Origin of the sequence: Blautia sp. Marseille-P3087 (assembly GCF_900120195.1) — a bacterium.
Lineage (GTDB): Bacteria > Bacillota > Clostridia > Lachnospirales > Lachnospiraceae > Blautia_A.
This window is the reverse complement of the sequence record NZ_LT635539.1, coordinates 3,250,170-3,267,303: the sequence shown is the minus strand read 5'-3', so window position 1 is coordinate 3,267,303 and position 17,134 is coordinate 3,250,170. Positions and strand designations below refer to the sequence as shown.

Below are 17,134 nucleotides of genomic sequence, written 5' to 3'. Positions count from 1 at the left end.
ATTCAGTTTTATTCTTCTTCCTGTTCTTCTTTCTCTTCTTTGATTGCTTCTTCTACTGCATGCTCGGCATCTGCTGTTTCAGCAGTTTCTTCTACAGCCTTTTCTACAGCATCTTCAGCCTCATCCCATGCTTCAAAAGCTTCTGATGTTTCTTTCTTTTCTTCAGACTTTGATGTTTCTTCTTCGGTCTCATCCTCGAAATCTTCATCAAAATCCTCGAAATCATCCAGCGGGTCTTTGCGGAATGCAAGTGCCGCGATTGCTCCTGCTGCTGCGGCAGCAACTGCTCCGACTGCTACAAATCCCCAATATTTATTAATCTTTGCCATAATTTCGTATCTCCTTTCATATACAGAAACCATCTATCCGATACTCTGAATAATGTTAGTGTTATTTTACTACTTTTGTATCAAAAAAGGAAGAGAAAAATTGCGAATCTTACCTCGGATACGCTGCAACGCATTGTCGATGGATTTCGGTGTTTTGCCCATGATCTCCGCAATCTTTACGTAGCCGTATCCTTTCATATAATAATCCAGCACTTTATTTTCCATCGGACTTAAGGCCTTGCTGATCTTCAATTCCAGATTTCTTGTACTTTCCTGATCGATCACAATAGATTCCGGGTCTTCTGTGCGGGAATCCCACGAGCCTTCCAGATGCTCAGATTCTTCCTCATTGCTAAGCGAAATATACGTATTCAGCGGAAGATGTTTCTGCCTGTTTGAATTCTGTACCGCACTGTAAAGCTGCCGGTCAATACATAAACCTGCAAATGTCTGAAAAGACGCCTCCCGATCCGGCTGGTAATTCTGGATTGCCTTAAAAAGTCCGATCATTCCCTCCTGAATCAAGTCGTCTGTTTCTCCTCCGATTAAAAACATGGCTCTTGCCTTTTTGCGAACAAACTCCTTGTATTTTTCCATCAGATAATCAGATATTTCCATCTCTCCCTGTCGCAGTCTGAAAATCAGTTCTTCGTCGCTGTACTGATCGTAACGGCTCATTCTGTTTCCCCTTTTATTTGCTGCTTTTTACCAGTCTCTGTCTTACAATTTCATAAGCAAGGACTCCTGCTGCCACAGAAGCATTCAGCGAATCAATGTCTCCCTTCATCGGTATGGATGCTGTGAAATCACATGCTTCGCGTACCAGACGGCTGACACCTTCTCCCTCATTTCCGATCACAAGACCCATCGGTCCTGTCAGATCCAGATCATACATGATTTCTCCACCCATATCTGCACAGACAAACCAGATGCCTTTTTCTTTCAGTTCTTCAATCGTTCTTACAATATTTGTTACCTTCGCAACCGGTGTATAATTTATTGCACCTGCAGAAGTTTTTGCTACAGTAGATGTCAAACCTACTGCACGTCTCTTCGGAATGATAACGCCATGTGCACCGGCAAGATTCGCAGTACGGATGATTGCACCAAGATTGTGCGGATCCTCTACATTATCCAGAAGAATCAAAAATGGGGCTTCACCTTTTTCTTCTGCTCGGGCAAGGATCTCATCCACTGTACTGTACTCATACGCTGCAACCTGCGCAATCACACCCTGATGTGCTCTTGTCTCACTGAGCTGATCCAGGCGTTCTTTTGACACGTAGTTGATGCTTGTATCGGTCTTGCGTGCTTCTCTTGCAATCGTACGCACCGGTCCGTCCTGACATCCGTCAAGGATAAAAAGCTTGTCCACGCATTTTCCGGAACGGAAAGCTTCCAATACCGCATTGCGTCCTTCTATCTGTTCACTCATAAAATGTCCTCTCCGATTCCCATACGGATCAAAGTGAGCATCCGTGTGTAATCCTCTTTTAAATATAAATAGCCCATCAGCGCCTCAAAACCGGTCGCCCGACGATAATCTGCCATTGTTGCATGTTTTGCCATCGTCGGAGAATGTGCATTCCGTCCTCTCCGGTAAACACTCAATTCTTCCGGTGTCAGTTTCTCCTCGATCACTTCCATGATTGCAGACTGCGCCCCGGCTTTTACCAGACTGCTTGCTTTCTTATGGAGACGATTTACCGGGCAGTTGCCTTTCTTAACAAGAATTGTCCGGATGACCAGTTCATAAACTCCATCCCCTATATACGCCAGAGTCAGCGGAGAATAGCTCCGCAGATCCTGATCTTCCAGATGAAACAACTCTTTCAGCTGCATCAGATTCGTTTCCATTTTACACCCTCACGAGTATCTTTCAGTTCGATTCCTTTATCAAGAAGTAATCCTCTGATCTCATCTGCCCTCGCGAAATCTTTTGCCTTTCTGGCTGCCTGACGTTCGGCGATCAGATTCTCGATTTCTTCATCAAGGATATCGTCTTTTTTGTCAAGGATCAGACCGAGAACATCACAAAGTTTTGTCATCACTTCAAGAGTATATGCAGCAAACTCTGCAGAACTTCCTTCCTGAACATTTGTATTCGCAAATTTGACAAGTTCAAATACTGCTGCAAGTGCATCTGCTGTGTTGAAATCATCATCCATTGCCTCTTCAAACTTTGTTATAAATCCAGCTTCTTCCTGCATCATCTGCTTTTCATCCTCAGATGCTTCCTGTACAGAAGCTGCTGTCTGACGGTCACGGAGTCTTGCTGCCGCATCTGTGATTCGCTCCAGCGCGTTCTTGGAAGATTCCATCAGATCTGCGCTGAAATTGAGCGGGCTTCTGTAGTGTGCATTCAACATAAAGAAACGAAGCACCTGCAGATCATACTGCTCACCGATCTGGCGGACAGTACGGAAGTTTCCAAGAGATTTGGACATCTTACGGTTGTCGATGTTCAGGAATGCATTATGCATCCAGTATTTTGCAAAAGGAACTCCATTGCAGCATTCACTCTGTGCGATCTCATTTTCGTGATGTGGAAAAACAAGATCCTCTCCGCCTGCGTGAATGTCAATTTCTTCCCCGAGATATTTCCTGGACATAACAGAGCACTCGATATGCCATCCCGGTCTTCCGTCGCACCATGGGGATTTCCAGAATGGTTCACCTTCTTTCTTCGGTTTCCAGAGTACGAAATCAAGCGGATCTTCTTTCTGGTCTTCACCAGATACCTGCAGAGAACGGAAGCCGGACTGCAGATCGTCCAGATTCTTATGTGATAATTTGCCGTATTCTTTGAATTTCTTTACACGGAAATATACGGTACCATCAGCAACCGGATAAGCATATCCCTTGTCAATCAGTGTCTGGATCATATCGATCATTCCGTCGATTTCCTGTGTTGCCAGCGGATGAGTTGTTGCCGGTTTTACATTCATGCCGGCCATATCTTTCTTGCATTCTGCAATGTAGCGCTGTGAGATTTCTTCAGAGCTTACACCTTCTTCGATTGCCTTTTTGATGATCTTGTCATCAACATCTGTAAAGTTGGATACATAGTTTACTTCGTATCCTTTGTATTCCAGATAACGGCGTACGGTATCAAAAATGATCATCGGTCTCGCATTTCCGATGTGGATCAGGTTGTATACCGTCGGTCCGCATACATACATCCGTACCTTGCCTTCTTCCAGTGGTACAAATTCTTCTTTTCTGCGTGACATTGTATTAAAAAGCTTCATATCTCTTTCCTCCGATATTATTTTAAGCTGAATCAGTTCTGTATTTCTGTAAGCAGGCAGATTGCCTGAGAAGAAATCCCCTCTCCGCTTCCCGTAAAACCAAGTCCTTCTTCTGTCGTTGCCTTTACGTTGATCTTTGATTCCGGAATGCCAAGCGCTTCCGCCATGTTTTTACGCATCTGCAGGATATGTGGTGCCATCTTTGGTTTCTGTGCAATGATCGTTGCATCGATATTTCCGACTTCATAGCCATGTTCGCGCAAAAGACCTGCCACATGCACCAAAAGCTTCACACTTGAGATTCCCTTGTATGCCTGATCTGTGTCCGGAAAATGTTTCCCGATATCGCCAAGTGCCGCAGCACCAAGCAGGGCATCCATCACTGCATGAATCAGTACATCCGCATCCGAATGTCCCAGAAGTCCCTTCTCCCACGGAATATCCACTCCGCCAAGGATCAGTTTCCTTCCTTCTGTCAGTTTGTGTACATCATATCCCATTCCAACTCTCATATTATTCTCCTTCTGCCTGACCGGAAAACCCGGATTTAATCAGTGCATACATCAGTTTTTCACAGGTTTCCGGATCACCCTCTTCGATGAGGGACAGGGATATTTTGTCATCCGAAAGTTCTGCTGCTCCGGCGGCATTAAGCCCTGCCGGTGCGTTTGCAAATATGTCCGTGTCCGCATACAACGCTACAGGCACTGCTGCCGGCACTTCTTCCTCTATTCCATTAAAAATCATAACTGCCGTCGTAGATACGAATCCGTCACCACTTGCTGCTGTAGGCACAGAAACAAAAGGAATTTTGTACTGAGAAGCCACATAACGGCTGATGTCATGGATCGTACCAGAACCTACCGCAAGGATCAGATCAATATCCTCATCCATATAGTTCTCAACGATCTCTACTGCATGCTGGTCAGCTTTCAGATCATCTGCATCCAACACCAGAACCTGACATCGGTCATAAATATCTTCCATGATTTCTTCTGTTGCCTTACAGGTATTTGTGTCACAGATCAGAAGCGGAGATATGTATTCCTTCAGGAATCCCTCTGACATAGCTTCCTCAAGCGCATTTACCGCTCCCGGTTCAATTAAAATTTCCTCTACTTCTACAAGGTGATTCTTCCCGCACCCACGAGGTCGGGCAAAGTCATCCGTATCGACTCGCATTTATTTTTCTCCTCCTGCATTTAATGTGTGATGCTGTCATATTTTCTCAGAGCAGCATACAAAAAACCTATTTTATACAATCCGTTATTATACATGATTCTGTATAAAAAATCAACGCGGACAGCTCCGATAACTGCCTACAGATTCAAATAATTATAAACAACTTTTGAGATTGACCGGATATTTGCAATTGCATTTGCACTGCTCTCGGACATCACACACAAAATATAGGTAGTCTTCGGTCCATAGACAATTGCAATATCATGCTGCTCTTCATCCGTTTCTCCGGTTTTGTTGGCAGTCTTTACATCTTCCGGAACACCCTCCGGGATCTTCGTTGTATTTTCCTGGTTCAGAAGCAGATTCAGCATTTCTTCTGAAGCTTCTTTGCTGACACATTCCCCTTTGTATATCCGTTCGAGCAGTTTGCCACAGTCCTTCACAGTCGTCATATTATGTCCGCCAAGACTCAGTTTCTGGGACGAAGAAGGATGCAGCGTATTTTGATATGTAGTTTCTGTATAGCCTTCTTTTTCCAGATATTTGTTTACCAGTTCTGCTCCATCCAGAAAATCATGTTTTTCAGACTGGAGTCTTCCAAGTTCATTACAGGATTCATTGTCACTGACTGTGATCATATTCCACAGAAGAGTATCTACCTTATCCTTCACCTTTGCGTTGTCTTTGTCCGTTTTCATCAGAGCTGCTTCGTGTTCCAGAACGGTATCCATATCCTCATATGTTTTCGCCATCACAAAAGCTTTGATAAGACTTGCCGAATAAATCTGTGTATCATTCAGTACTATTTCTTCATCCGTATTGAGATCTTTGACATAAACGCTCCATATACCATCATATCCACTCAGCATAGATGTAAGCTGTGGCTCCAGTGTATCCATCCCAAGCTCATCAAGTCCGGTTACTTTTCCCGTCGCATCCACCGGAAAACCATCCTCAGTCACTCCGGCTTCCTGAAGCAGTGCCCCATTCGGTCCTCCGAAATAATACGTTCCGGAAAACATCTGGCCGTTCGCTGTCATTTCCAGATCATGTGTCCCTGTTTCCGTCACCATCTTTCCATTCTCATCAAAATAATAATATCCGTCATATGTTGTATTATCGATCACGTAATTGCTGATATACCGAACCTGTGGAGCTGCTGTCAGTTTTCCAAGGTTATTGACCATATAATAGCCGTCAAAATCCACCGTCTCTGCATCTTCATCGGTACTTTTTGCACAGGAAAGCTTCGTGATTTTTACCATGTGGGAACTTCCTGCCTGAAAACATCCAGTCTCATCATGGTAATAAAATCCGTCCAGCATCGTTCCATCAATATTCACATGATCAAAATAATGAACAGCCGGAGAGATATCCTTACTCCCATCTTCTTTCAGGCAGTAAAATCCATCACTTTTTAAAATATATTTCCCTGCCCCGTCTTCAATCGGACGTATCTGGGATTCCCCTGTTACAGACAGAAGACTGCTTGCCGCCACCGGTGCAGTCACTGCAGATGCTGTGGTCATAAACACAAGCCCTGCCGCCAAAATTTTCCAGTTTTTCAAACGGTTTCCGGTTTTCATCTGGTTCTCCTTGTCTATCGTTTAAATAGTAATTGTCCATAGTATACCTGATATTTTCTTTATGTCAAGCTAACCTATTATGTCATTTTCTTCTGAAACATCCCAGAACGCCTGCAGATGTTTTTCCACATTCCCAAGTGTACATGTGCAGGCATCATTCCATTCACGGGGGAAAAGATTCCGATAATCCCGGTTCAGGAATCGTTCATCCATAAGAAGAATTGCTCCCGTATCCTCTTTTGTACGTATCACACGTCCTGCCGCCTGCAGGACTTTATTCATCCCGGGATAGCGATAGGCATAATCAAATCCCTGCTCGCCTTTTTCGTCGTAATACCCTTTCAAAATCTCCCGTTCACAATTTACCTGTGGAAGTCCGGTTCCCACAACCGCGGCTCCAATCAGCCGATCACCGATCAGATCAATTCCTTCCGAAAAAATACCGCCCATAACACAGAATCCTACCAATGTTTCTTCAGTTTCCTCTGTAAACTCCTCCAGGAACTCCTCACGCTCCAGCTCCGTCATTGAAGCATGCTGGCTGATGCATCGCACCCAGGAAACAGAAAATTCATCCTGATAAACCTGATAAACATCTTCCATCAGACGGTAAGACGGGAAAAATACCATGTAATTTCCCTTCTTCTGCCAACTCATCCTCGCAATATATTCTGCAATCTTTCTGTATTCCTCATAGCCTCTTCGGGTATACTTACTGCTGACATCCCGGCAAATCATAAGGCACCTCTTTTTCTGTTCAAACGGTGATTCCACATACATACCGAAGTTTTCACTTCTTGTACTCAGCATCTTCCGATAATACTGTAACGGAAGCAGTGTTGCCGAAAAAAACACCGTACTATTACCTTTATCCAGACATTTCTGCAGATTTTCCGCCGGATTGACGCAAAACAGTTTCATATAAAATCTTCCGTTTTCATCAAATGCCGTATAGACCACATAATTGTCATCCACCAGCTCCGAAATATTTAAAAAGTTTCTTACCGCAAAATAGAAATCAAGGATTCCGTCCACCACTTCCTGCGCTGGTGGTTCTTCAAGAAGCTGATCCAGTTCTCCCTGCACACTTAGGAGACTGATCGGCAGTACTCCGGCATTTTCTTCTACTTTCCATTCACCACAGTTTTCTCGTAACTTCTCCAGCTGTTTTTTGACTTTGCCGAGTTTTTTCCATAATTTCTGACTGTAGGGCTTCACAAATTTTCTGGTCTCGATCACATCATCCAGAGAGATAGACGCACTGTACATCTCTCTTCCCCGATCCACCAGATTATGTGCCTCATCAATCAAGAAAAGATAATTTCCAGATACATTTTCCCCGAAGAAACGTTTCAGATAGACATTCGGATCAAACACATAATTATAGTCGCAAATCACACCATCCATCCAGACAGCCAGATCAAGGCTCAACTCAAAAGGACAGACCTGCCACTTCTGCGCATGACGAAGAAGTGTTTCCCTGTCAAATGACTGTTCCGTTGTCCAGAGTTCATAGACTGCATCGTTGATCCGGTCATAATGTCCTTTCGCATAAGGACATTTTTCCGGATCACATTCCGGCTTGTCGCAGAAGCAGAGTTTTTCTTTTGCCGTGATCGTAACAACTTTAAACAGAAGACCTCTGTCCCGTAATATTTCAAAAGCATCCTGTGCTACTGTCCTTGTAATCGTCCTTGCCGTCAGATAAAAGACCGTCTCAGCCATTCCCTGCCCGATTGCGCGTACTGCCGGAAAAACAGCCGACATGGTCTTTCCGACACCGGTCGGAGCCTGGATAAAAATCTGTTCTTTTTTTGAAATGGCATGATAAATGCCAGATACCATCTTCCGCTGCCCCTTGCGGTATTCAAAGGGAAATTCCAGTTTTTTCATCGATTCATTTCGTTTTTCGCGCCATTCGATCTGATATGCCAGCCATTTATGATAACTGTCAGTAAGTTCTTCATACCATTGTTTCAGTTCTGCTCTGGTAAGTGTCTCCCGAAAACGTTTAATCACTTCGGTGTCAAGATGTGCATAAGTCATCTGTATGTCTATTTTCTCCAGTTCATGCTCATCCAGGTAGATCCATGCATAACAAAGTGCCTGCGCACGATGCACCAGTACCGGTTCTTCCATAAGTTCAAGTTTCTTATAAACACCCTTGATCTCATCAATACAGAATCTGTCATCCTGCGAAAAAATACCGTCTGCCCTGCCTTCTACGCGAAGGATCAGATCATCATACTCTGTATCTTTTTTCAGAGAAACTTCAGGCTGGTAGTGGCTTCCCATCTGCTTCTGTATCTTACGGTGAAGCCTGCTTCCTTTCAGCATGGCTTCTTTATCCGAAGTGCCACTTCCGCTCACCAGATCACCATTTCGTAATATAAATTCTACAAGATTTCGAACCGAAATACGGACGATCGGTTTTTCCATGCTGTTTCTGCCTCCTTACTCTGCAATGCAAAAGGCGCATACCCGTTCCCGGAATATGCGCCCACGCATTTTTACCTATGCTACGGCAAATTTTGCAATTACTTCATTGAATCTCTTGCTCTCTCCGTAGCATCTTACTGTCAGTTCCCGTGTAAGATCCATGCTCAGAATACCTAAAATGGATTTTGCATCAATGATAATTCTGTTATAAGATATGTCAATATCAAAATCACATTTGGCAGCCTCATTCACAAATTCTTTTACGTCTTCTGTTTCATTTAATCTGATATGTCTTTCAACCATGTGCTTTATCCTCCTGAATCAGATCTGAAAAATATTACCTGCTTACATCTGTGTCAGGACAAAAATATCGTAAATTGCTTTTACAGCAGTTTCGAAATCTCTGTTTTCCACACCAATGATAATATTCAGCTCACTGGATCCCTGATCGATCATTTTTACATTGACATGCGCATGTGCCAGTGCGGAGAATACACGGCCTGCAGTTCCTCTCTGGGACTTCATACCACGGCCCACAACTGCGATCAGCGCCAGATCAGATTCCATCTCTACAAAATCCGGCTGAACGGCTCTGTGAATGCCTGCAATTACCTGCTGCTCTTTTTCTTCGAATTCATCCTGATGAACGTAAACAGTCATTGTGTCGATTCCAGAAGGAACATGTTCAAAACTTATTCCCTGATCTTCAAATACCTGAAGAATCTTTCTTCCGAAACCAATTTCACTGTTCATCATGGATTTCTCAATATTAATGGAACAGAAGCCCTTCTTACCTGCAATACCGGTGATCACATATTTCGGTTTGCGGCAGGTGCTTTCTACGATAAAGGTTCCCTTATCTTCCGGACGGTTTGTATTACGGATATTGATCGGAATGCCTTCTTTACGAACCGGGAAGATCGCATCTTCATGAAGAACGGTCGCACCCATATAAGAAAGCTCACGAAGTTCTCTGTATGTAATTGTTTCGATCACTGCCGGATTATCGACGATTCTCGGATCTGTGACAAGGAATCCGGAAACATCAGTCCAGTTCTCATAAATGTCTGCATGGATAGCTTTTGCTACCAGAGAACCGGTAACATCCGATCCGCCACGGGAGAATGTCTTTACAGTTCCGTCTTCCATACCACCATAGAATCCCGGAATAACTGCTCTCTCGCATTTCTGGAAACGCTTGCTTAAAAGTTTATCTGTTTTGTCTGCATCGAAATTACCATTTTTATCAAAACGGATCACGGTTGCAGAATCAATAAATTCATATCCGAGATATGCAGCCATTACTTTACCGTTCAGGAATTCCCCACGGGATGCTGCATATTCATTGCCTGCATGTGCCTTAAAATCTGCTTCAATCTGTCTGAACTCCTCCTCAAGAGACAGGTCAAGATTCAAGCCTTTGATGATCTCATAAAAACGTCCCTTAATTTCCGTAAGGACATCTGTGAAATCCTCTCCTGCTTCTGCTTTGCCATAGCATGTATACAGAAGATCAGTTACTTTTGTGTCTGCGGAAAATCTCTTTCCCGGTGCGGACGGTACCACATAACGTCTGCTCTCATCGCTTCTGATGATATCTCCGACCTTCTGAAACTGTTCTGCATTGGCCAGAGAGCTTCCTCCGAATTTTACCACTTTTTTCATAATAATACTTATCACCCTTCTGTTTTCTCTTTTCAGTCAGAAAATCTGTTTCTTATTTTATTGAAAACCTCGGGGTTTTGCAAGTGTTTCTTTATAATATTACATAAAAATTCGCTTTTTATGCACAATATTCGCGGAGAATGTTCTCAAGAGCCGATGCGCTGCTAGTGTGACATCTGCATACCGGTATGGATTTTTTCTTTGCTTCCTCCACTGCACAGTTCACCATTTTATGAGAAACCGTACTTGTAAACAAAATCAGAAGATCCGGTGCACCGATTTTTTTCTTCATGGCTCCTTTTTCTTTTGCAAATACTTTTGCCTTACATCCATATCCTTTGCAGATATCCTCATACTGACATACCATACGTTCATTTCCGCCTACGATTACGATACTCATAGATTCACTCTCCTTTTGTTATCTTTGACTAACTCGTATTTTAAAAGTAAAGCGGACGCATAGTTCCGCTTAATGTCTTCATCTGTTAGCTTGCGCTAACTGTATATAAAATATTATCATATATTGTTTTGTTTGTCAAAGAATTCTTTTAATTCTGTCACATCACAAACTGTAAGCTTCTTTTCTCTGACTGTAAAGTGAATGTCATTGCTGCCGTATGCCAGCCCGTAAATCTTATCCGGTTTGTTCTGATAACGGGGACGCGGATCGTTGGAAAGCACTTCCACCAAAGCTTCTCTCTGCTCTGCCGGTACTTTCTCTATCAGTGTTTCCGGAAATTCCACCTCCAGACGGTAATCTTCTATTTTATCCGTAAAACCGCCTCTCACTTCCGGGTGGCTGTCTACGTAAGGAAGATATGGTTTGATATCATAGATCGGCGTACCGTTCATAAGATCCGCACCTGAAATATGAAGAACCGGTCCCAATTCCGGATGCAGCTCTATTTTTTCGAGACGCACTGAAGAAAGCCCGATGCTGTTTGGACGAAATGGAGATCTCGTGGCAAATACACCCATACGTGTATTTCCACCAAGCCTCGGCGGCCGGACAGTCGGGGACCAGTTCTCCCTGACTGTCTCAGAGAACTGCCAGATCAGCCAGATATAATCATATTCTTCCAGTCCGCGAAATGCCTCCGGCACCCGGTATTCTGGTTCAAACACAATCTTTGCCTTTAATGCATCCAGCCGGTTGCTCTGATGCGGAATCCCGAATTTTGTCGGAAAATCATTATGGATTCTTGCAATCACTTTCATTCCGTGCTCTTCTTCCATTCTTTCCTCCTGTTTCTTAGCGTTATTTTTTCAGCAAAAACAGCCTGCTTCACACAGACTGTTTTGCTATTTCACTATTATATTAGCGCTTAATCTTTCAGCGGTCAATGATTTCAATCTCCGTATCATCTCTGGCATCCAGATTATGGATATATTTTTTTGTCTCCGCCACGATCACATTCGACAAAAGCAATACCGCCACAAGGTTCGGAAGTGCCATCAACGCATTCAGAATATCCGCGATCGTCCAGACAAGATTCAGTGAAATGACCGGTGCGATCACAGCTACCGCTATGTAAAGGACACGATATGGCACAAGGCCTTTTCTTCCGGCAAAATATTCCACACAACGTTCCCCGTAATATGCCCATCCAAGCACGGTAGAGTATGCAAAAGAAATAATTCCCACCACAAGAATGACCGGACCCAGAACCGGAATCTGCTGAAATGCCAGCGTCGTCAGGACACCTCCATTCGTGATTTCTCCCATATCGATCGCCGGATTTTTCATAATGCTGGTAACGAGTACCAGTCCTGTCATCAGACATACAACAACGGTATCCCAGAATGTACCTGTACTGGAAACCAGAGCCTGACGGACCGGATTTCTCGTCTGTGCTGCTGCCGCTGCGATCGGTGCCGAGCCCATACCGGACTCGTTTGAAAAAAGACCTCTTGCAATTCCATACTGCATTGCCATCATAATTCCGCGTCCTACCAGACCACCTGCTGCTGCGCCGGGTGTAAAAGCCATCTTACAGATCGTCACTACTGCCGGTATGATAAAATCATAGTTGATGCACAGAATGATAAAACAGCCAATCACATAAAATGCAGCCATAAACGGAACCAGTTTTTCACAGACATTTGCGATTGCTTTGATTCCTCCGAAAATAACCAGCGCAGTCAGTACAGCTACTGCAATTCCTACCGCTGCCGGAGGAATGTGAAGATTTTCCTGACAGACCGTTGCAATTGCATTTACCTGCGTCGCACATCCGATTCCAAAAGATGCAAAACCGCCAAAAATGGCAAAGATCAATCCGAGCCATTTCATATGAAGTCCACGCTCGAGTGCATACATTGCACCGCCCTGCATACGACCGTCTTTTGTTTTGACACGATATTTAACTGCGATCAGTGATTCACTGTATTTTGTCGCAATACCGAACACACCGGTAAGCCAGCACCACAGCACTGCTCCGGGACCACCGAGGGCAATTGCCGTTCCCACACCGATAATGTTTCCTGTACCGATTGTGGAAGCAAGTGCTGTCGTCAGAGCACCAAACTGACTGACTTCCCCCTCTCCATCAGGATCTTTCGTAACTGACAGCTTAATTGCCGTACCAATTTTTCGCTGGATCACTCCGGTTCGGATCGTCATAAAAATGTGTGTACCCAGAAGCAGAAGAATCATCCACCAGCCCCATACCCAGGCATCAATCTGATTGATCAGGTTTGTTATTACATCCATATTATTTCCTCCCTCGCTTTTTTCAACCAACAGAACCTGCCACTGGCAGCTTCCTTCGGATGCATGGCAACGAAAAAAGCACAAGGACGTACTTCACGCAATCTGCGCGCTGTACACCCTTGTACTTTTTACGCCGTTTTTATTTATGTAACTGATTATACCAGAAGAATACTACAGCATGCAACTGAAATTTATATCTCAACTCAACCTTTATTCTGTTCCAGTTACTGTTCCATCCAGGCTTTCAGTGCTTTCATGCGGATACGTGCATCTTTGCCGCCAAGATCGTATGTCTGTCGGATCACTTCCACATTACTTTCCATACGGCTGATGTCCAGCTTCTTATCCGGCTGAATCACAAATGTTTCGCCTGCTTTTTCCATTTTTTTCAGCACTTCCAGACTGTGATTGTATACCACATGCCTGTTCTGCAGTGTATGCACAAACTCCGGATATTTATGATAACGGAGCTCTGCCATTTTTACATTCTCAGGCTTTTTGACAAATCCTGCCTCTCTTGTAAGAACGACCACAAGCCGGTCATATCCCATCTTTTTGAATGCCTCGACCGGAATACTGTCTGCGCAGCCGCCGTCAAGGAGCTTCATTCCCTTATAATCAACAATTCTTGAAACATATGGCATTGAAGCCGACGCACGCATGGCATCGATCTGGCTCAGCATGTCAGTAATTTTTATATATTCTGCCCTGCCCGTCTCAACATTCGTACAGGTCACATAAAAAGCTGTATCAGATTTTGCAAAAGCCTCATAATCAAACGGATCCAGCCGTTCCGGAATATCATGGTAACAAAACTGCTTTCCTACTACTTCACCCGTATGCAAAAAGCTCCACCAGCTCATAAAATGTTTATCATTCCGATATTTTTGGAAATAACGAAGGCTTCTTCCTTTTTGCCCGGATACAAAGGAGCAACCATGGAGTGCTCCTGCAGAAACACCGATCACTCCATCGAAATGTATTCCCTGTTCCCAAAACACATCCAGTACACCGGCTGTGTAAATTCCGCGCATTGCGCCGCCTTCCAAAACAAGTCCTGTTTTCATCGTTCTGTCTCACCTCTCTGTTGTCCAATAGCCCCTGATCTTGTCATATGCTTCGTGGAAACTGATCTGGTTTCGCTCTGCCAGTTCTGCCACGCTGTCGTATTCAGGATAACATCTTATCTGTCCGTCCGGCAGGGTACAAATCTTGACCGTTGCCCTGCCAAGTAATGTTTCAAATGTACAAAGCTCTCTTTTCAGGATTGTACGCTGCATTTTTCCTCTGCGGATACCAATTGTTGTCGTCTCTGCAAAAATCAGGTTTTCCAGATTTTCTCTGTCCTTCTCTTTACAGATCACTGTCAGAGTATATGCAGGTCTGTTTTTCTTTGTATAGATCGGCATATAGTGTGCTTCTCTTGCCCCGTTTGCCATGAGAAGTTTTAGTACATGTCCCATAACTTCACCACTGCAGTCATCAATGTCCGTCTCCAATTTCCAGACAGTATCTGTCAGTTTTGCATCTGCCGGTTCTGTCTGAATCAGCATTGCACGGAGAATTCCAGGACAGCGATATTCTCTTTTTCCCGCACCAAGTCCACTCTTTAATATCGAAAAATCTTCCGGCAGTTTTTCAGATGTGCAGAAAGCTGCCACTACAGCTGCACCTGTCGGTGTCACCAGCTCGCCCTGTATATCAGTGATTTTCAGTTTCAGGTGATGATCCTCTGCAATGTGTGCAACTGCCGGTACAGGCACCGGAATCTGTCCATGCTGACAGCGGATAAATCCGGTTCCCTCATATAAAACCGGTACGATCACATCAGTAATATCCAGATTGTCCATACAGACTGCAATCGCAGCGATATCCACGATAGAATCAATGGCACCTACTTCATGAAAATGAACTTCCTCTATATTTACACCATGAGCCTTTGATTCCGCATGTGCAAGAATATCAAACACATGCAGCGCCATCTTTTTAGCTCTGTCTGTCATTTCTGATCCCTGAATAATTTCTGTGATCTCCTGCATTCCACGATGCTCATGCAGATGGTGATGTTCTTTTTCATGTGTATGCTCATGATCGTGATGATGTCCCATCTCATGTACATGTTCATGATCATGATGGTGATGTTCTGCTGCATGTGTGTGTTCGTGATCATGGTGATGTTCTGTGTCATGCGCATGTTCGTGATCATGGTCATGTTCCATATCATGGTCATGTCCATGCAGATATTCCATATCATGGTCATGATTATCATGTTCCAGAATCACATTAAAATCACATGCATCCAGCCCTGATTTTTTTACTCTTGAAATTTCTGTCCGAAATCCATTAACCGGAAGACTTTGAAGAGTTTCTTCCAGTACTTTTCTGTCTGCTCCCAGATCAAGGAGCGCTGCCACTGTCATATCTCCACTGATTCCTGAATAGCATTCTAAATATAATGTTTTTCCCATTTACTTCCCATTCCGTTTTATTTTATGTTATATTCTCTTGCTGCCAGACGGTTAATCTGCGTCGCAATATATCCGGCACCATATCCGTTATCAATATTTACTACTGCAATTCCGTTTGCGCAGGAATTGATCATCGTCAGAAGTGCAGACAGTCCGTTCATACTTGCACCATATCCCACTGAAGTCGGCACCGCGATCACCGGTTTATCTACAAGTCCGCCAAGCACACTCGCAAGCGCACCTTCCATACCTGCAACTGCGATCACACAGTTGGCATCCTGAATCACTTCCAGTCTGGAAAACAGTCTGTGTATGCCACTGACTCCGACATCAAAGACTCTGTCTACATGTGAGCCGAAATATTCTGCCGTCTGAGCCGCTTCCTCTGCCACTGCAATATCGGCAGTTCCTGCCGTACATACCGCAATCTTACCGATATGCTCCTTTTCTTTCTTCTCTATCTTGATAATGTGAGACAGTTCATCATATTCCACATCCGGCAAAAGGTCTTTCACAAGTTCATACTGATGTCTCGATGCTCTCGTTCCAAACACTTCACCATTATCCTCATACAACTTCTTAAAGATATGGACAAAATGCTGATCAGCTTTTCCACTGCAGAAGATCACTTCCGGAAATCCATTTCTGATTTCTCTGTGTGAATCCAGCTTTGCATAATCATCCATCACTTCAAACGGTTCTTTACGAAAATAATGTTCTGCTTCCTCGATAGAAAGCTCCCCATTCTTAAATCTTGTCAGTATTTCTCTGGTTTCCAACTCTGTACCTCCTAAAAGCAAGGGAGCATGCTACACACATCCTCCCGACTGTTCTATATATGATACAAGATCATTCCGCCTTTTTTGTCATATCCGGTATCCCACATCTCACTTAAAGAGAACCATTTGTACTCTCCATAGGAAACTGCCTTTACCAGAAGGTCATCCTCTGTTATCTCATATCCTGCCAGAATAAACCAGTGCCAGATATAATCCTCCAGTGCTCCTTTTTCATTCTTATGCTTCAACATCAGATATGGGATCGGACAGGCTGCATCAATCTGTGTTTTTACTGCCTGCACAGCTTCCTCATATGTATGTGTCCCGTGAAATCCTTCCATCTGAAGCCGTGTGTCCTTCACATCTTTCAGGTATTCCCCAAAGCCTTCCATAAAGAGTTCCAGCGTATCAATTCCATTTGGTCTCGGACAGAGATAATGTTTCATAATGTAAGCAAAATCATGATACTCATTCCAGCTTATCTCCTGAAGCGGATGTGGATAAAGATTTCTCATATCATTTGTTCTTGCAAAATAAATACAGCTCTCACAAGCTGCAATCGCACCGCATCCTCCATCACGCATAGTCACATCCGTAAAAAGATCCTGATTACCTCCATAGGATTCCTCTACAAAAAAATATTCCAGTTCTTTTTTATGTAATACGGTCTGTTCCACCGTCTATTCCCCCAATATTCTTCTCTCAAGTATTCTGCATCTTTC

At 43.8% G+C, this 17,134-nt stretch carries 18 protein-coding genes; all 18 read right to left on the bottom strand.

Features of this window, described 5'->3' with window-relative positions; genetic code table 11:
- Positions 1 to 8: 8 nt before the first annotated feature.
- The 18 genes from BQ7344_RS15620 to BQ7344_RS15535 all read right to left on the bottom strand — a co-directional run bounded on the left by BQ7344_RS15620 (position 9) and on the right by BQ7344_RS15535 (position 17,089).
- Positions 9 to 329 carry a hypothetical protein gene (locus BQ7344_RS15620; protein WP_072523271.1) on the bottom strand — a complete coding sequence of 107 codons (321 nt, stop codon included), beginning with the start codon at positions 327 to 329 and terminating at the stop codon, positions 9 to 11.
- Positions 330 to 398: 69 nt separating this feature from the next.
- Positions 399 to 1,007, bottom strand: coding sequence for a sigma-70 family RNA polymerase sigma factor (locus BQ7344_RS15615; RefSeq protein ID WP_072523270.1), 609 nt, complete (start codon positions 1,005 to 1,007; stop codon positions 399 to 401).
- 13 nt (positions 1,008 to 1,020) lie between these two features.
- Positions 1,021 to 1,764 carry a 23S rRNA (guanosine(2251)-2'-O)-methyltransferase RlmB gene (gene rlmB, locus BQ7344_RS15610; protein ID WP_072523269.1) on the bottom strand — a complete coding sequence of 248 codons (744 nt, stop codon included), beginning with the start codon at positions 1,762 to 1,764 and terminating at the stop codon, positions 1,021 to 1,023.
- A complete protein-coding gene (locus tag BQ7344_RS15605) occupies positions 1,761 to 2,186 on the bottom strand; it encodes a Mini-ribonuclease 3 (RefSeq protein ID WP_072523268.1) in 426 nt (141 codons plus the stop codon). Before BQ7344_RS15605 ends, rlmB begins: the two co-directional genes overlap by 4 nt.
- Complete coding sequence (gene cysS, locus BQ7344_RS15600; protein ID WP_072523267.1) at positions 2,171 to 3,580, bottom strand: cysteine--tRNA ligase; 1,410 nt, start codon at positions 3,578 to 3,580, stop codon at positions 2,171 to 2,173. Before cysS ends, BQ7344_RS15605 begins: the two co-directional genes overlap by 16 nt.
- Before the next feature lie 32 nt (positions 3,581 to 3,612).
- Entirely contained in the window at positions 3,613 to 4,092 is a 480-nt protein-coding gene (gene ispF / locus BQ7344_RS15595; RefSeq protein ID WP_072523266.1) for a 2-C-methyl-D-erythritol 2,4-cyclodiphosphate synthase, read from the bottom strand.
- Between the two features lies 1 nt (position 4,093).
- Positions 4,094 to 4,762 carry an iron-containing alcohol dehydrogenase gene (locus BQ7344_RS15590; protein ID WP_072523265.1) on the bottom strand — a complete coding sequence of 223 codons (669 nt, stop codon included), beginning with the start codon at positions 4,760 to 4,762 and terminating at the stop codon, positions 4,094 to 4,096.
- Between the two features lie 137 nt (positions 4,763 to 4,899).
- Positions 4,900 to 6,348, bottom strand: coding sequence for a serine hydrolase (locus BQ7344_RS15585; RefSeq protein ID WP_072523264.1), 1,449 nt, complete (start codon positions 6,346 to 6,348; stop codon positions 4,900 to 4,902).
- Positions 6,349 to 6,417: 69 nt separating this feature from the next.
- The gene (locus BQ7344_RS15580) at positions 6,418 to 8,787 is read right to left on the bottom strand and encodes an ATP-dependent DNA helicase (protein WP_072523263.1); all 2,370 of its coding nucleotides are present in this window, start codon (positions 8,785 to 8,787) and stop codon (positions 6,418 to 6,420) included.
- A 75-nt stretch (positions 8,788 to 8,862) separates the two neighbouring features.
- The gene (locus BQ7344_RS15575; protein ID WP_072523262.1) at positions 8,863 to 9,090 is read right to left on the bottom strand and encodes an HPr family phosphocarrier protein; all 228 of its coding nucleotides are present in this window, start codon (positions 9,088 to 9,090) and stop codon (positions 8,863 to 8,865) included.
- Positions 9,091 to 9,132: 42 nt separating this feature from the next.
- Positions 9,133 to 10,452 (bottom strand): aspartate kinase, encoded by a 1,320-nt coding sequence (locus tag BQ7344_RS15570; protein ID WP_072523261.1) that lies wholly within the window; start codon positions 10,450 to 10,452, stop codon positions 9,133 to 9,135.
- Positions 10,453 to 10,570: 118 nt separating this feature from the next.
- Positions 10,571 to 10,852, bottom strand: coding sequence for a DUF2325 domain-containing protein (locus BQ7344_RS15565; protein WP_015541344.1), 282 nt, complete (start codon positions 10,850 to 10,852; stop codon positions 10,571 to 10,573).
- A 116-nt stretch (positions 10,853 to 10,968) separates the two neighbouring features.
- Positions 10,969 to 11,688 carry a tRNA (N6-threonylcarbamoyladenosine(37)-N6)-methyltransferase TrmO gene (gene tsaA / locus BQ7344_RS15560; protein ID WP_072523260.1) on the bottom strand — a complete coding sequence of 240 codons (720 nt, stop codon included), beginning with the start codon at positions 11,686 to 11,688 and terminating at the stop codon, positions 10,969 to 10,971.
- Between the two features lie 97 nt (positions 11,689 to 11,785).
- On the bottom strand, positions 11,786 to 13,165 hold the full coding sequence (locus BQ7344_RS15555; RefSeq protein ID WP_072523259.1) for an alanine/glycine:cation symporter family protein: 1,380 nt from the start codon (positions 13,163 to 13,165) through the stop codon (positions 11,786 to 11,788).
- Positions 13,166 to 13,389: 224 nt separating this feature from the next.
- Positions 13,390 to 14,232 (bottom strand): patatin-like phospholipase family protein, encoded by an 843-nt coding sequence (locus tag BQ7344_RS15550; protein ID WP_072523258.1) that lies wholly within the window; start codon positions 14,230 to 14,232, stop codon positions 13,390 to 13,392.
- Positions 14,233 to 14,241: 9 nt separating this feature from the next.
- The gene (gene larC, locus BQ7344_RS15545; protein ID WP_072523257.1) at positions 14,242 to 15,633 is read right to left on the bottom strand and encodes a nickel pincer cofactor biosynthesis protein LarC; all 1,392 of its coding nucleotides are present in this window, start codon (positions 15,631 to 15,633) and stop codon (positions 14,242 to 14,244) included.
- Between the two features lie 17 nt (positions 15,634 to 15,650).
- Complete coding sequence (gene larB / locus BQ7344_RS15540) at positions 15,651 to 16,412, bottom strand: nickel pincer cofactor biosynthesis protein LarB (protein ID WP_072523256.1); 762 nt, start codon at positions 16,410 to 16,412, stop codon at positions 15,651 to 15,653.
- A gap of 53 nt (positions 16,413 to 16,465) precedes the next feature.
- Positions 16,466 to 17,089: a hypothetical protein gene (locus BQ7344_RS15535; RefSeq protein ID WP_072523255.1), complete on the bottom strand. Its 624-nt coding sequence runs from the start codon at positions 17,087 to 17,089 to the stop codon at positions 16,466 to 16,468.
- Positions 17,090 to 17,134 lie beyond the last annotated feature (45 nt).

What these genes read in the sequence shown, in the direction of transcription:
- BQ7344_RS15620 (WP_072523271.1), bottom strand. Translation starts at nt 329, where the DNA reads ATGGCAAAGATTAATAAATATTGGGGATTTGTAGCAGTCGGAGCAGTT.
- BQ7344_RS15615 (WP_072523270.1), bottom strand. Translation starts at nt 1,007, where the DNA reads ATGAGCCGTTACGATCAGTACAGCGACGAAGAACTGATTTTCAGACTG.
- rlmB (WP_072523269.1), bottom strand. Translation starts at nt 1,764, where the DNA reads ATGAGTGAACAGATAGAAGGACGCAATGCGGTATTGGAAGCTTTCCGT.
- BQ7344_RS15605 (WP_072523268.1), bottom strand. Translation starts at nt 2,186, where the DNA reads ATGGAAACGAATCTGATGCAGCTGAAAGAGTTGTTTCATCTGGAAGAT.
- cysS (WP_072523267.1), bottom strand. Translation starts at nt 3,580, where the DNA reads ATGAAGCTTTTTAATACAATGTCACGCAGAAAAGAAGAATTTGTACCA.
- ispF (WP_072523266.1), bottom strand. Translation starts at nt 4,092, where the DNA reads ATGAGAGTTGGAATGGGATATGATGTACACAAACTGACAGAAGGAAGG.
- BQ7344_RS15590 (WP_072523265.1), bottom strand. Translation starts at nt 4,762, where the DNA reads ATGCGAGTCGATACGGATGACTTTGCCCGACCTCGTGGGTGCGGGAAG.
- BQ7344_RS15585 (WP_072523264.1), bottom strand. Translation starts at nt 6,348, where the DNA reads ATGAAAACCGGAAACCGTTTGAAAAACTGGAAAATTTTGGCGGCAGGG.
- BQ7344_RS15580 (WP_072523263.1), bottom strand. Translation starts at nt 8,787, where the DNA reads ATGGAAAAACCGATCGTCCGTATTTCGGTTCGAAATCTTGTAGAATTT.
- BQ7344_RS15575 (WP_072523262.1), bottom strand. Translation starts at nt 9,090, where the DNA reads ATGGTTGAAAGACATATCAGATTAAATGAAACAGAAGACGTAAAAGAA.
- BQ7344_RS15570 (WP_072523261.1), bottom strand. Translation starts at nt 10,452, where the DNA reads ATGAAAAAAGTGGTAAAATTCGGAGGAAGCTCTCTGGCCAATGCAGAA.
- BQ7344_RS15565 (WP_015541344.1), bottom strand. Translation starts at nt 10,852, where the DNA reads ATGAGTATCGTAATCGTAGGCGGAAATGAACGTATGGTATGTCAGTAT.
- tsaA (WP_072523260.1), bottom strand. Translation starts at nt 11,688, where the DNA reads ATGGAAGAAGAGCACGGAATGAAAGTGATTGCAAGAATCCATAATGAT.
- BQ7344_RS15555 (WP_072523259.1), bottom strand. Translation starts at nt 13,165, where the DNA reads ATGGATGTAATAACAAACCTGATCAATCAGATTGATGCCTGGGTATGG.
- BQ7344_RS15550 (WP_072523258.1), bottom strand. Translation starts at nt 14,232, where the DNA reads ATGAAAACAGGACTTGTTTTGGAAGGCGGCGCAATGCGCGGAATTTAC.
- larC (WP_072523257.1), bottom strand. Translation starts at nt 15,633, where the DNA reads ATGGGAAAAACATTATATTTAGAATGCTATTCAGGAATCAGTGGAGAT.